This is a genomic window from Nocardia sp. CDC519 (assembly GCF_059509835.1).
Window position 1 is genome coordinate 86,842 of record NZ_CM183377.1, and the last position, 13,299, is coordinate 100,140.

Sequence of the window (13,299 nt, forward strand, 5' to 3'; positions counted from 1 at the left end):
TGCGGCCGCCGGATCTGGCGGCCGCAGGACCTCACTTCCCGGCTGCGACCGGCTGTTGCGCCGGTGACGGGTCCGGCGCCACGCCGTCGTGCGCAACCATCGCCTCTTCGCGGCCGAGGCTCGGGCCGTTGGCGAGTAGGCCGACGATGGGCCATGGGGCGGGCTCGGGGTTTTCGCCGAGGCCGAGGGCCTTGACGGCGTCGGCGTTCTTGATGCCGTAGCGGACGCCGGTGTCGGCCACGTAGAACAGGGAGTCCTTGCGGCGGCTGTCGGGTTCGATGCCGGTGGTCTGGACGTAGGCGCCCGAACCCGGTGGGATGTAGGCGGAGTCGGCGTTGGGGCCGGAGCCGTCGGCCTGGGCCAGCGGCACCAGTTTGGCCTTCTCCGACATCGGCAGGGTGACGCCGGTGATCACCGACAGTTCGGCGCGGTTGCCGGAATCCTCGGTGGCCGTGGTGATCGGCTTCCAGGACAGGCAGCTCACCGGCTGGTCCTTGGCTTCGACGATCGACGGTGCGGTGACCGGGTAGTCGTCCACCCGCAGGGCGTTGGAGACGTCTGCCCTGGTGCGCACGGTCTGGTTGATGGTGGTGTCGCCGGTGGGCTGCGGGTTGGAATTGCGGATGATGTCGGCGGTCAGCGGCGAGATCCGCTGCAGGCCGTCGCGCAGGACCACATAGTTCTCGGCCTCGTCGGCGGTGGAGACCTGGACGACGGTGCCGATGCGGAAATCTCCGATCGGCTTGTCCGGCATGCCACCAGGGTCCACGATCTGCGGCGGCTTGATCTCCAGCACTTCGGGAATCGCGTTCAGCAGGCCCTCGCTGATCGGGCGCGGGGTCAGCCCGGTGATGTTCAGTGCGTCGGTGACGGCGCGGTCGGTCATGTCCACGCGGGCACGTTTGCGGTCGTACACCAGGTAGGTGGCGTCGTCGCCCTGCACGAGCAACGCCTTGTCCGCGCCCATGACCGAGGCCTTCTCCCCCAGTTCGGGATCGCCGGCCAGCACCGAGGTGGTGAGATCGCGGCCGCCGTCCATCTTCATGGAGTCGCATACCGACCAGGCCCGGCCCTTGCCGTCCTTGTCGAAGTTCAGTACGCCGGGCGCACCGGGGATGCCGATCAGCGGCCCGCGGGCCTTCTTACCGAGCTCTGATTCCTTGACGATGACGGCCTTGGGCGCATCGCCGGCGGCCAGACGCGCCGAGGCCAGATTCAGCGCGGGATGGACGACGTCGTTGAGAACGACGTACACCGCACCCGATTCCTTGCCGATCAGGATCTTGTTGTCGCCGATTTTGTCCTGCGGGCGTAGCAGGGCCAGTACACCGCAGCCGGCGAGCACGACGATGCCGAGAATGAGCCCGGCGGCATAGGCACGCGACTGGGAGCGCATGGGGTCGTGCAGCATTCGCACGTCCCGGCGCACCAAGGCGTGCTCCATCCGGCGCACCAGGAAGCGGTACCCGCTCACCTGCCAGCGCGTAGTGGGTTTTGAAGGCATGATTCCTCCCCCGAACAGTGCTCGCGTCCGCGGAACACAGTACAGTTCCCGGGGACTCTTGTTCAGCTCGGCCACACCGGAGGCGGCCGATACGGGTACTTGGGGGACGACGATGGCCGAACCTGCCGGCGCAGGACCGCGCCCGCTGCTGGGTCGCATCTCGCTGCGCAATCTGATGGTCGCGCAATTCGTTGGGCTCGTCGCGGGTGCGATCGCGCTGCTGGCCGGGCTCGGCGTCTGGCCCGCGGTCGGTATCGGTGTGGTGGCAGGTTTGGTTCCATTGATCCCCGTCGGGCGGCGGGTGCTGCTGGATTGGATCGGCACCGGCGTCGGCTATCTCGTCCAGCGCGAGTACGAGATCGGTGACACCGTCGACTTCCGCGGCCCCGACGGACGTTCGCTCGGCCTGTACTGGGATGGCAGCCGCGTGGTGACGGTCGTCGAGGTGCTCGCACCCAAGGGCGGGCTGACCCGCATCGCCCGCACCACCGTGCATGCCTCGCATCTGCTGCCACTGCCCGAGCTGGCGCAGTGCCTGACCCAGCACGACATCCTGCTCAGCGGCATCGACATCATCAGCCACGGTCACCGCAGCCGCGCGGGCACACCCGCGGGCAAGATCTACGAATCGCTGCTCGGCCCGCTGCCCGCCACCGCGCACCGCACCGTGTGGCTGGCCATCAGCTTCGACGCGGTGGCCTGCCCCGGCGCGGCCGAACGGCGCGGCGGCGGTAACGAGGGGGCGTCGCGTGCGGTCACCATCGCTACGCAGCGGATCATGCGCGCGCTCGAAGATGCCGACTGCAATGCCCGTATCCTCACCGCCCCGGAAATCCGCAAGGCCGTTCTGCAGATCACCGCCGGTTACGACCCGCGCACCCTGACCCAGCGGTGGCGCTACGCCGAGCTGGGCAACAGCGTCAATATCGGTGGCGCGGTGGACCCGAAGAAGCTGGGTTCGGATCTGCTGGCCCAGCTGTGGGTGGCGCCCTCGCGCGGCACCACGGTGGCCGTGCGGTTGCGTCCCGGTAGCAGCGCCGATTCGGTGAATATCGGTGCGGCCTGGCGATTGACGGCGCGTGAGCTGCCCGAACGCACCAAACACGAGGGCATGGTGTCGATGAACGGCAGGCACCGTGACGGTCTGCTGGCGCATCTGCCGATCGCCATCCCCGATGTGGACGATACGGTCCCGATGTCGGAGTACCCGATCGACGTGATCGGCGCGCTGCACCTGCCGTCCTCGGGCTGTGGTCAGCTGATCGGCTCCGACGACGAGGGCAACGGTGTCGCGGTCCGCATCATCGGCGCCGGTATCTCGACGGTGTACGTGGCCGGTGAGCTCTACCTGGCGCAGCAGCTGGTGTTCCGCGCGCTCGCCGTCGGCGAGCGCATCCTGATCCGCACCGATCGTGCGCACGCCTGGGAGAACCTGGTCACCACGATCGGTAATCCGGAGCGGCTGACCATCGCGGTGGAAACCCACCAGTCCGACGCCGGGTTCACCGCGACCGTGGTCGATGGTGTGCTCGCCCCGGCCCCGCACGCCGGTGTCACCACCATCTATGTGACCGGCGATCCGATGGGCTGGCCCGCGACCAAGCCGGATCTGTCGATCCAGCAGCCGGGTGCGATCGGCAACCACGTGGTGCTGCGCACCGGTACCGCGCAGGTCGATCTGACGCTGGTGTCCATCCCGCGCGAGGCCACCTACATCGGCCAGCCGCGCGGACGCCGCGCCATGGCACACCAGTAGCGCGCTCGGTCGGGCTCCAAGCGCTTCGAGCCGATCACCCCGGATACGGATCCGATACCCGAGCGGCCCGCAAAGCCCTTCCCCACCAAGCCAATTGGCCGAGCATCCGCGCGGCCGCGTCGATGGCGGCGCCATCGTGCGTCTGGCCCTGCGCGTCGAATCGTTTCTTGGCCTGATGGAAGCTGACGGTCTCGCGCACCGACACCATGTGGATCTCGGCAACCACCTGACGCAGCTGCTCCACCGCACGCAGCCCGCCCGACAGACCGCCGTAGGCGACGAACCCGATCGGCTTGGCCCGCCACTCGTGTTTGGCGCTGTCGAGGGCCGTTTTCAGGGAGGCGGGGTAGCCGTGGTTGTACTCGGAGGTCACCACAGCGAACGCGTCGGCGGCGGCGAGCCTGGCCCGGAACCGCTGCACCTCGGGCGTTTCGGTGAGGTCGGCGGGCAGCGGAGTATCGATGAGGTCGATGACGCCGACATCGAATTCGGCACGGTCGCGTGCGGTGCGCAGGAACCAATCGGCGACCACGGGCGCGAACCGTTCCGGTCGCACGCTGGCGACGATGACCTCGAGCCGCAACGGGGTTTCCACGGCGCGAGCCTAACCCGCTCGGCTCAGGGCAGCTCGAACGGCAGCGAGACGCCTGCGTGCACTCGGCAGCGGTTGCAGGTGTCGTCGCCGTCGACGGCGCCGATCGCGCGCCGGATCAGCGCCTTGAACGGGGTGATGTTCTTTTCGAACTCGGCGAAGACGTCGGTGACGTGCACGCCGTCGCCCTCCTCCAGCCCGGCATCCAGATCGGTCACCAGCGCGACTGCGGCGTAACACATTTCCAGTTCGCGGGCGAGCACCGCTTCGGGATGACCGGTCATGTTCACCAGTTCCCAGCCCTGGGCGGCGAACCAGCGGCTCTCGGCGCGGGTGGAGAATCGCGGCCCCTGCACCACCACCATGGTGCCCGAGTCCCGCATCGGCAGGCCATCACCGGCTGCTCCGATGGCGGCGGTACGCAGGTGGTCGCAGTACGGGTCGGCGAAGGAGACATGTACTCCGCCTGCGTCGAAGAAGGTCTGCGGACGCCCCGAGGTGCGGTCGACCAGCTGGTCCGGCACCGCCACCGTGCCCGGCCCCCAGTCGGGGCGCAGACTGCCCACCGCGCAGGGCGCGAAGATCCGCCGTACCCCCAGCGACCGCAACGCCCACATATTCGCCTGATAGGGCAGGGTGTGCGGGGAGAATTCGTGCCGCTTTCCGTGGCGCGGCAGGAATGCGACGGTCCTGCCCTCGACCTCGCCGATCGCGACCGGCGCACTCGGCGCACCGTAGGGCGTGTCGACCTCGACGGCCACCGCCTCGTGATCGAAGAAGTCGTAGAAGCCGCTACCGCCGATGACGGCGATCGCGGGCCGGGCATGCGAGCTCATGGCGACGATTGTGCCGCCCGTGCCGCTGGACGGCGCCGAGAGGTGGCTGTTCGCGCGCTCACCTGACAGTTCCCGGCGCGAGGTGTACCCTAGGGGGGTATTGAGAACCAGGCCGCCGACCCGGCGGGCAACGAGGAGGCAGTCGGTGACACCAAGCCCGTCGCAGAACAACGACCACACCGCGCACGACCATTCCGCCCACGGCTACATCACCGCCAAGGACGATTACCTCAAGCGGCTGCGTCGCATCGAAGGCCAGGCGCGCGGACTCCAGCGCATGGTCGAAGAAGAAAAATACTGCATCGATATCCTCACCCAGGTCTCCGCGATGACCAAGGCCTTGCAGGCGGTAGCGATGGGCCTGCTCGAAGACCACATCAGCCACTGCGTGGTCGACGCGGCGGTGGCGGGCGGCCCGGAAGCCGATGCCAAGATCAAGGAGGCCACCGACGCGATCGCGCGCATGGTGCGTTCCTGATCGCTCAGCCGTGCCAGCGCCGGTAGACCCGCGCGGCGCCGGGATGTAGCGGGACGGTTCCGGTGCCGATGAGGAACCGCCCGTCCAAGAACTGGGTGCCCGCGGCCTCGGCGGGCACCAGCTGATCGGCATGCCGTACCAGCAGCTCGACGATGGCGGCGGCAGCGTCGTCGGGCAGGGTCGCGGCGGCCAGCAGCAGGTTGGCGACGCCGATGGTGTGCACCGCCGGGCTGCCCGGGTAGGCATCGGCGGGGATGGCGACCAGGTCGTAGACGGGACCGTATCGCTCCCGCATGGGTTCGGCCAGTGCGCCGAGGTCCAGCAATCGCATGTGGTCGGGCACAGTGAGCGCGGCGGTCGGTACGCCGCCGGCCCACAGCAGTGCGTCGATGGTGCCCTCGGTGAGCGCTCGAGCGGCTTCGCGCAGCGGGCGGTGCTCGACGATGACATCTGCCGCGGGATCGAGCCCGGCGCTCGCCAACAGCCGCGGCCCGGTCACGGCCGCGCCCGACCCCTCGGCGCCCAGATTGACCCGCCGCCCCCGCAGATCGGCCACCTCCCGGATCGGCCCGTCCGTGCGTACCGCCAGTTGGAGATAGTTCTCATACACCCGGCCGAGCGCGAGTACGCGCCCGCCGTTATCGCCCGCCGAATCCGCCAGTGCCAGTGCGGTGTCGACCTGCCCGTCGGCGAGCATCCGCAAATTTTGTTGTGACCCTGCGGTTTCCACCGGTTCGATGCGGATCGCGTCGGTGTTGTTCGCCGCCGCGGCGAGCAGGCGGGCGAAGGCGAAGTAGAAGCCGCCGTCCTCACCGGAAGCCAGGCGGACAGTAGTTCGGTCGCTCGTTCCGCAGCCGACGAGACCTGCGGATGCGAGCCCGGCCAATACCAGGGCCCGACGCCGCGAGATCGACGGCCGGCTCATCGGAGCACCGCCATCGGCCGCAGGCCGCACCGCCGGAAGACTTCGTTGCCGGCCGCTTCCGCCGACTCGAAGGCGGTCGAGACCAGGGCTCTGCACACAGCCGGCCCGCTCATCGAGTCACCGCCGGCAGCCGGACCACAACGGCGAGGCCGTGTGGCTGCACGGGTTCGACCGTCAAGGTGCCGCCCCTGGCCTTGGCGAGCGCACGGGCGATCGACAGCCCGAGGCCGGTGCCGCCCGCCGCCGCACCCGAACCACGGAAGAACCGCGAGGTCAGCTTGTCGATCTCGGCCGGATCGACACCAGCGCCGTCATCCCGGACCAGCACGGTCACCCAATCCGCTGCTGCCCGCACATCGATGATGGTGTGCGCGCCGGGACCCGCGTATCGACACGAATTGCTCAGCGCCACATCCAGGATCTGCGCCAATGCCGCGGAGCTGATCGCGGTTTCGGCCGGTGAACGCCTATCAGCATGGTCAGGGTGCTCGGCGTCCACCTCGCCTGCTCCGTGCCGGTCCCGGCGAACTGCCGCAGCCGGTGTCGCATCGACGTCGTTTCCGCTCAGCGTGTGTCCGGCGGTACGCAGGTCCTCACCGGGTCGGCCCGCGCGACTGTCGTGCGCGCCGTCGGTATCGACCGGCCGGGCGCCGGCAAACCGGGCGGTCAGGGACATGCCCGCCTCCGCGAACGCGGGCGACCAGGAGTCGAGTCGATCGGCAACGACCTGGCTCGCATCGCACCGTTCATCGGCGGAGGCCGCGTCGCCGAAGGCCACCGGCGCCTCGGCCACCGCCAGCTCGAGCAGGGCGTCGAGCAGGGCGGTCAGTCGGTCGACCTCGGCGCTGGCGCCGCGGAAGGTCGCCGAAGCGCGTTCGGGGATCGACGCCTCGAGCGAATCGAGTCGAATCGTCAGCGCCGCCAATGGGTTACGCATGGCATGCGCGGTGTCGGCAACCAGCTGACGTTGCGCGTCGGCAGAATCGGCGACCGCGGCGGCCATGGCATCGAACGATTCAGCCAGCGCGCGAACCTCGGGCGGGCCGCCGTATCGCCTGGTAATAGGCGCCGCGACCGGACCGTCAGGGGTTTGCCCGGGCTCGCCCGGCCGTTCGGAGGCCTGCTCCGTTGCGGCCGCGCGGTCCTCGCGATGGGCCGATCGCAGTCCTGGCGTGGTGCGATGTGCGCGCTCGTGCGCCACGTCCGGCCGTGGCCTCGGCAGCGTCGCGGTGAGTTCGGCGACAGCCTCCGACATGGCCGCCAGCGGCCGCAACACCCAGCGACTCACGACCAGCGCCAACAACACGAACACCACCATCGCCCCGACCGCGCCGAGGCCGATCACCGCCCACACCCGCGCGATCGCGGCGCGGGCCTGCGCCGTGGACGCCTCGATCACCACCGCACCGTTCACCTGCACGCCCGAACCGACCGGGCGGGCGATGAGCATGACCGGATCGCTCCACGGCGTCAGCCGATCCACCTGCTGTGGCCGCTGGTTGCGCCGCGCCGCCGCCACCGCGGCCATGATCCGCGGATCGTCCACCTCGACCCCGGCATTGACGATCGGCGCCCCGCGCGCGTCCACCACCAGCACGTTCTCCCCGTACAGCTCGTGGTAGCGGCCCACCTCGTCGGCGAGGGCCTGCACGCCGCCGGCCGAGCTCGCGCCGTCGGCGAGGGTGGCGAAGCGTTCGGCATCGCCTGAGCGGCCGAGCACCAGCTGCTGGGTGCGACTGGTCGCGGCGGTCAGGGACAGCGGCACCGCGAAGGCCAGTACCGCGATGGCCGCGAAGACGGTGAGCACTACCAGCAGTCGGCGGCGCATGCCCGTCTCCTGCCCAGCGGCCCGGTCCACGGGCCCATGCTCCGGCTGCCGAGCAGACGCCGCCGGAGCCTCATCAGGGCGCCGATCAGCCGTGCCCCCGATCGGTGAAACACGGACCCCGAACCCCGCGGAGCCGATCGCGGCGGCATCGGCGTGTCCGGGCAACCGGCCGGTGCCTGGCTCACTCGCCCCACCGATACCCGTAGCCGCGAATGGTGGTGATCAGGCCGGGCCGGTTCAGTTTCGCCCGCAACCCCGTCATGTGCACATCGAGCGAGCGCGAGACCGCGACGAACGCGTCACCCCAGATCCGGTCCATCAGCTGCTGCCTGCTCACCGCCGAACCCGGCCGCTCCACCAGCACTTCGACCAGCTCGAACTCCTTCTGGGTGAGTGGGATCGGGGCGCCGGCCACCTCGACCACCCGAGCGCGCAGGTCCACCCGGACGTCACCGGTCACCACCTCGGTCCGCTCCTGCTGCGCCACCGCGGCTGCCCGGCGCATCACCGTTTCCAGCCGTGCCATCAACTCCGCGATCCGCGGCGGCTTCACTACATAGTCGTCGGCGCCGCCGCGCAATCCGCGCACGATGGAACGTTCATCACTGCGCGCGGTGAGGATGAGCACCGGCACCGCGCTCACCTCCCGCAGCTGGCGCAGCACCTGCAGGCCGTCGGCATCGGGCAGACCCAGATCGAGCAGCACGGCGTCGTAATCGCGGTGGGCGATGAGCAGATCGGCGCCGCGGCGCATGCGATCGGCCCGGTAGCCGCGCGCCGAGAGCGCCTCCACCAGGGCATCGCCTACGCCGTCGTCGTCCTCGACCACCGCAAGCCGCACGCGCCGATCCTCCCATAACGGCAGGACCGGCGCGGGCAGCGGACGGTCAGGCACGTACGGCGGCCAGCTCCGGTTCCGGCTGGGCCGAATCGGTATCGGCGGCAGCTTCGGCGTCGATGGTGGACTCGGCCGAGGTCTCGCGCATGAAGTAGTAGGTGAGCAGCGAGACCGCGATGCATCCGGCCACGTAGAAGAAGTACAGCGACTCCAGGCCCGCCTTCTTCAACGCGAGCGCGATCATCTCGGCGGTGCCGCCGAAGATCGCGACGGTGAGCGCGTACGGCAGCCCGACACCGAGCGCACGGATCTTGGTCGGGAACAGCTCGGCCTTCACGATCGCGTTGATGGAGGTGTAGCCGGTGATGATGACCAGTGCGGTCATCATCAGGCCGAACGCGGCGAACGCGTTGGTCGTGTGGGCGAGCACCATCATGATCGGCACGGTCAGCAGCGTGCCGCTGACACCGAAGAAGATCAGCAGCTTGCGGCGCCCGATCCGGTCGGACAGTCCACCGGCCAGCGGCTGCAGCACCACGAAGACCAGGAGCGCGGCGAAGTTGATCCAGGCGACGGTGTCCTTGGAGATACCGGAGGTGTTGATCATGAACTTCTGCATGTAGGTCGTGTACGTGTAGAACGCCACGGTGCCGCCCAGGGTCAGGCCCACCACCAGCAGGCATTCGCGTGGATACTGCAGCAGCACCCGCAACGAACCGCGCGAGCTGCTCGCCGCCGGTTCGGACGACTCCGGCTTTCCGGCCACCGCCTTGAACGATTCCGATTCGTCCATGCCGCGCCGCAGCAGCATCACGACGATGGCGCCACCGGCACCGATCAGGAACGGAATGCGCCAGCCCCAGCTGTGCATCTGCTCCGAAGTCAGCAGCTGCTGCAACACGATCTGCACGCCGAGCGCGGTCAGCTGGCCGGCCACCAGCGTCACGTACTGGAAGCTGGAGTAGAAGCCGCGACGGCCCGCGGAGGCCACCTCCGACAGAAAGGTCGCACTGGTGGCGTACTCACCGCCGACCGAAAGCCCCTGCAGCAGCCGCGCCAGCAGCAACATCACCGGGGCCGCGATGCCGATGGTCTGATAGCCGGGGGTCAGGGCGATCATCAGCGAACCGGCGGCCATCACCGTCACCGACAGGGTCAATGCGGAGCGGCGGCCGAAGCGGTCGGCGTAGCGTCCGAGCGCCCAGCCGCCGATCGGGCGCATGATGAACCCGACCGCGAACACCGCGGCGGTCGAGAGCAGCTGCGCGGTGGGATCGCCATCGGGGAAGAACGCCTTCGCGAAGTAGACGCTGAACGCGGCGTAGACGTACCAGTCGTACCACTCGACGAGGTTGCCGATCGATCCGCGCAGCACGTTCGCCACTACTCGCCGTTCACCACCGGCCTGTGTCGTTGTCACCTGGACCCTCCTCTTATCAGCGCGGCTCTGCGCCGTCGGAGTCCACTGTGTCGGCAGTCACAAGCCGAAGGGAAGCCGCGCGGGCGGTTCCTAACTTTCCCTTAGGACGATCGCACCGGATCTAGCACTCTCGACCCGAGAGTGCTAACTTTAGTGGTGCACAGCTTCCGGCGCCCGTCGCCGTGGCGGTCGCCGTCGGGAACGAAAACGGAGGTGATTGCTGTGCTGAGGTTCGATCCGTTCCATGACATCGATGCTGTAGCCCGCCAGCTGCTCGGTGAAGCGACCGGCACCAGCCGCGCTCCGCGTTTCATGCCGATGGATCTGTTCAAGGCAGGCGACCACTATGTGCTCAACGCCGACCTGCCCGGTGTCGATCCCGGATCGGTCGATGTGAGCGTGGACAACGGAACGCTCACCCTGCGCGCCCAGCGCACCGCCCCGAGCGAGGAAGGCGTCCAGTGGATCGCCTCCGAACGCTTCTCGGGCACCTACATGCGGCAGCTTTCCCTCGGCGACAACGTCGATACCGACAACATCAGCGCCACCTACAACAACGGGGTCCTCTCGGTCACCCTGCCGATCGCCGAACGCGCCAAGCCGCGCCGGATCGAGATCACCGGCGGCGGCTCGGGGCCGAAGACGATCGAGGCCGGATCGAGCTGATCTCGAACCGGAGTACCTGAGACGACCAACGGATCAGGCCGGTGAGATCAGCGCCGGCGCCAGCGCCCGCAGGTCGGCCAGGTAATCGGGGCCGAGCGGCTGGACCGCGAGATGGTCCGCGCCCGCGTCCAAGTGGGCGCGAAGCCGCTCGGCCACCACATCCGCGGAACCGTGCACGGCCAGCGCGTCGATGAGTCCGTCGCTGCCGGGCGCGGTGACGTCGGCTTCGGTGAATCCGAACTTGCGCAGATTCCGCACGTAATTGCCCAGACCCAGATACATCTGCACGACCGGGCGGGCGGTCTCGCGTGCGCGGTCGGCGTCCTCGTCGAGCACGAACTTGTGCTCGACGGCCAGCCCGGCGGGCCCGAGGGTCTCCCGCGCGAAGGCCGTATGCGCCGGCGGGACCAGGTACGGCAGCGCGCCCGCGGTGCGTTCGGCGGCCAGCTTCAACACCCGCGGTCCCAGCGCGGCCAGCGCCCGCCGACTGCGCGGCACACCGGCCTTGTCCAGCTCGTCGAGGTAGTCGACCAGTGCGTCGAAGGGCTTGCGGTATGGATCGTTGAACTCCGGGTGGCCTACGCCGATGCCGAGCAGGAAACGGTTCGGGAAGCGGTCCTCGAGCCGGTGGAACGATTCGGCGACCTCCGCGGCCGGCGCGGTCCAGACATTGACGATGCTGGTGGCCACGGTCAGCGTTTCGGTGGCGGCCAGCAATTCCTCGACGCCGGGCAGCGCCGCCGGTGGGGAACCGCCGAGCCAGAGGGTGCTGTAGCCAAGCCCCTCCAGTTCCTTCGCCTCCTCGGGCGTGACGCCCTTGTAGCCGCGCCACACACCGAACTTTCCGAGCCCGTCGATAGTCATAGTCGATGCGAACTGCGGTGCGGCCGAGTTTATTTCCACGGGCACATCGCGGGCTCGCCACCCGGCCGACTCAACTACCGCAGCAACCACTCTCACTTGGGACGGTGCGCATCTCCCTGGTCTGCGCGTTGCGCGCGGCGAGCTCGGCGTCGGCCGGGTAATCGACGGCGATGAGGCTGAGACCATGCGCCGGCGCCACGGTCACCGCGCTGGAGCGGGTGCGCTCGGTGAGCAGCTCGGCGGTCCATTCGGGAGCGCGGCGCCCCTCACCCACCGCGAGCACCGCACCGACCAGACTGCGCACCATCGACCAGCAGAACGCGTCCGCACTGACGTAGGCCGTCAGCAGATCGCCTTCCCTGGCCCAGTCGAATCGCTGTAGTTCACGCACCGTCGTCGCGCCCTCGCGACGGCGACAGAAAGCGGCGAAATCGTGCAGGCCGAGCAGGTTTCGGGAGGCGGCCCGCATGGCATGCACATCGAGGCCGGGCCGGCACGGCACCACACCGCGCGCTTGCAGCGGTTCGGCGCCGTAACGGGCAGTGGTCAATCGGTAGGCGTAGTGACGGCGGATGGCCGAGAAGCGGGCGTCGAATTCCGCTGGCGCGACGCGGATGTCCTTGATGCGCACGTCCTTCGGCAGGAACCGCGCCATGCGATGCACGAGTTTGTCCTGATCGATCGCGGCGGCGGTATCGAAGTGCGCGACCTGACCTTCGGCGTGCACACCCGCGTCGGTGCGCCCGGCCACCGTCAGCGCGACGGTCTCGCGCAGCACCTTACCCAGCGATTCCTCCAGCACACCCTGGACCGTGCGCAGCCCGGGCTGACGGGCCCAGCCGATGAAATCGGTCCCGTCGTAACTGATGTCGAGCCGGTACCGGGTGGTCTCCGGTGCCTGGATCTCGTTCGCGTCCTGCCCGCTCACCACGGCCTCCTCGGAAAGTGAACGAGCCCGCCCACCCGAAACGGGTAGACGGGCTCGTTCGGCGAATTCAACGCGTCACGCGCATCCCGGGGAACCGGGACCACGACTCACGCCTTGTCGTCGGCCTTCTCGTCCGCGGTGGCCTCGGCCTCGGGAGCCTCGGTCTTCTCCTCGGCAGCCTCGGCGGCGGTGTCCTCGGCGGCTTCGGCGGCAGGCGCCTCGGCCTTCTTGGAGGCGGCCACGCGACGGGCGCGATCGGCTTCCCTGGTCACGGTCTCGCCGCGGACCAGTTCGATGATCGCCATCGGAGCGTTGTCACCCTTGCGGGGCAGCGCCTTGATGATGCGGGTGTAGCCACCCTCGCGACCCTCGAACGAGGGGCCGATCTCGGCGAAGAGCGAGTGCACGACGTCCTTGTTGCGGATCACCTTGAGCACCTCGCGACGGTCGGCAAGAGTGCCGCCCTTCGCCTTGGTGACAAGCTTCTCGGCGTACGGGCGCAGCGCCTTGGCCTTGGCCTCGGTGGTCGTGATCCGACCGTGCTCGAAGAGCGCCGTGGCCAGATTGGCGAAGATCGCCTTCTGGTGCGACGCCGACCCGCCGAAGCGGGCACCCTTCTTGGGCTTGGGCATTGTTGGTTCTCCTTGAGTAAGACCCCGGGGCG

13 protein-coding genes are annotated in these 13,299 nt (G+C 69.0%); 3 read left to right on the forward strand and 10 right to left on the reverse strand.

Features of this window, described 5'->3' with window-relative positions; all coding sequences use genetic code 11:
• Window positions 1-31: 31 nt before the first annotated feature.
• A complete protein-coding gene (gene eccB, locus AC5W7N_RS00410) occupies window positions 32-1,504 on the reverse strand; it encodes a type VII secretion protein EccB (RefSeq protein WP_163814558.1) in 1,473 nt (490 codons plus the stop codon).
• A gap of 112 nt (window positions 1,505-1,616) precedes the next feature.
• Between eccB and eccE the strand changes: the two genes are divergently transcribed.
• Window positions 1,617-3,260 (forward strand): type VII secretion protein EccE, encoded by a 1,644-nt coding sequence (gene eccE, locus AC5W7N_RS00415; RefSeq protein ID WP_163814557.1) that lies wholly within the window; start codon window positions 1,617-1,619, stop codon window positions 3,258-3,260.
• 34 nt (window positions 3,261-3,294) lie between these two features.
• Here eccE and AC5W7N_RS00420 read toward each other — a convergent pair whose 3' ends face one another.
• Both AC5W7N_RS00420 and AC5W7N_RS00425 read right to left on the reverse strand, forming a co-directional pair.
• Window positions 3,295-3,855: an NADPH-dependent FMN reductase gene (locus tag AC5W7N_RS00420; protein WP_163814556.1), complete on the reverse strand. Its 561-nt coding sequence runs from the start codon at window positions 3,853-3,855 to the stop codon at window positions 3,295-3,297.
• A gap of 23 nt (window positions 3,856-3,878) precedes the next feature.
• Complete coding sequence (locus AC5W7N_RS00425; protein WP_195020644.1) at window positions 3,879-4,688, reverse strand: S-methyl-5'-thioadenosine phosphorylase; 810 nt, start codon at window positions 4,686-4,688, stop codon at window positions 3,879-3,881.
• Between the two features lie 145 nt (window positions 4,689-4,833).
• Here AC5W7N_RS00425 and AC5W7N_RS00430 point away from each other — a divergent pair, with 145 nt between their 5' ends.
• A complete protein-coding gene (locus AC5W7N_RS00430; RefSeq protein ID WP_138446034.1) occupies window positions 4,834-5,166 on the forward strand; it encodes a metal-sensitive transcriptional regulator in 333 nt (110 codons plus the stop codon).
• A 4-nt stretch (window positions 5,167-5,170) separates the two neighbouring features.
• On the opposite strand, the gene AC5W7N_RS00435 is transcribed toward AC5W7N_RS00430, so the two are convergent.
• The 4 genes from AC5W7N_RS00435 to AC5W7N_RS00450 form a co-directional block, all read right to left on the reverse strand.
• Complete coding sequence (locus tag AC5W7N_RS00435) at window positions 5,171-6,091, reverse strand: TAXI family TRAP transporter solute-binding subunit (protein ID WP_195020643.1); 921 nt, start codon at window positions 6,089-6,091, stop codon at window positions 5,171-5,173.
• Window positions 6,092-6,200: 109 nt separating this feature from the next.
• Entirely contained in the window at window positions 6,201-7,919 is a 1,719-nt protein-coding gene (locus AC5W7N_RS00440) for a sensor histidine kinase (RefSeq protein WP_490724634.1), read from the reverse strand.
• Window positions 7,920-8,100: 181 nt separating this feature from the next.
• Window positions 8,101-8,760, reverse strand: coding sequence for a response regulator transcription factor (locus tag AC5W7N_RS00445; RefSeq protein ID WP_163814552.1), 660 nt, complete (start codon window positions 8,758-8,760; stop codon window positions 8,101-8,103).
• Between the two features lie 46 nt (window positions 8,761-8,806).
• Window positions 8,807-10,177 carry an MFS transporter gene (locus AC5W7N_RS00450; RefSeq protein ID WP_495923005.1) on the reverse strand — a complete coding sequence of 457 codons (1,371 nt, stop codon included), beginning with the start codon at window positions 10,175-10,177 and terminating at the stop codon, window positions 8,807-8,809.
• Window positions 10,178-10,399: 222 nt separating this feature from the next.
• On the opposite strand from AC5W7N_RS00450, the gene AC5W7N_RS00455 reads away from it, so the two are divergent.
• Window positions 10,400-10,843, forward strand: a complete 444-nt coding sequence (locus AC5W7N_RS00455; protein ID WP_163814550.1) for an Hsp20/alpha crystallin family protein — start codon at window positions 10,400-10,402, stop codon at window positions 10,841-10,843.
• Between the two features lie 33 nt (window positions 10,844-10,876).
• Here AC5W7N_RS00455 and AC5W7N_RS00460 read toward each other — a convergent pair whose 3' ends face one another.
• From AC5W7N_RS00460 to rplQ, 3 genes are all read right to left on the reverse strand, one after another.
• Window positions 10,877-11,707 carry an LLM class F420-dependent oxidoreductase gene (locus AC5W7N_RS00460; RefSeq protein WP_195020640.1) on the reverse strand — a complete coding sequence of 277 codons (831 nt, stop codon included), beginning with the start codon at window positions 11,705-11,707 and terminating at the stop codon, window positions 10,877-10,879.
• Between the two features lie 70 nt (window positions 11,708-11,777).
• Complete coding sequence (gene truA / locus AC5W7N_RS00465; RefSeq protein ID WP_195020639.1) at window positions 11,778-12,635, reverse strand: tRNA pseudouridine(38-40) synthase TruA; 858 nt, start codon at window positions 12,633-12,635, stop codon at window positions 11,778-11,780.
• A gap of 107 nt (window positions 12,636-12,742) precedes the next feature.
• Window positions 12,743-13,267, reverse strand: a complete 525-nt coding sequence (rplQ, locus tag AC5W7N_RS00470; RefSeq protein WP_163814547.1) for a 50S ribosomal protein L17 — start codon at window positions 13,265-13,267, stop codon at window positions 12,743-12,745.
• Window positions 13,268-13,299 lie beyond the last annotated feature (32 nt).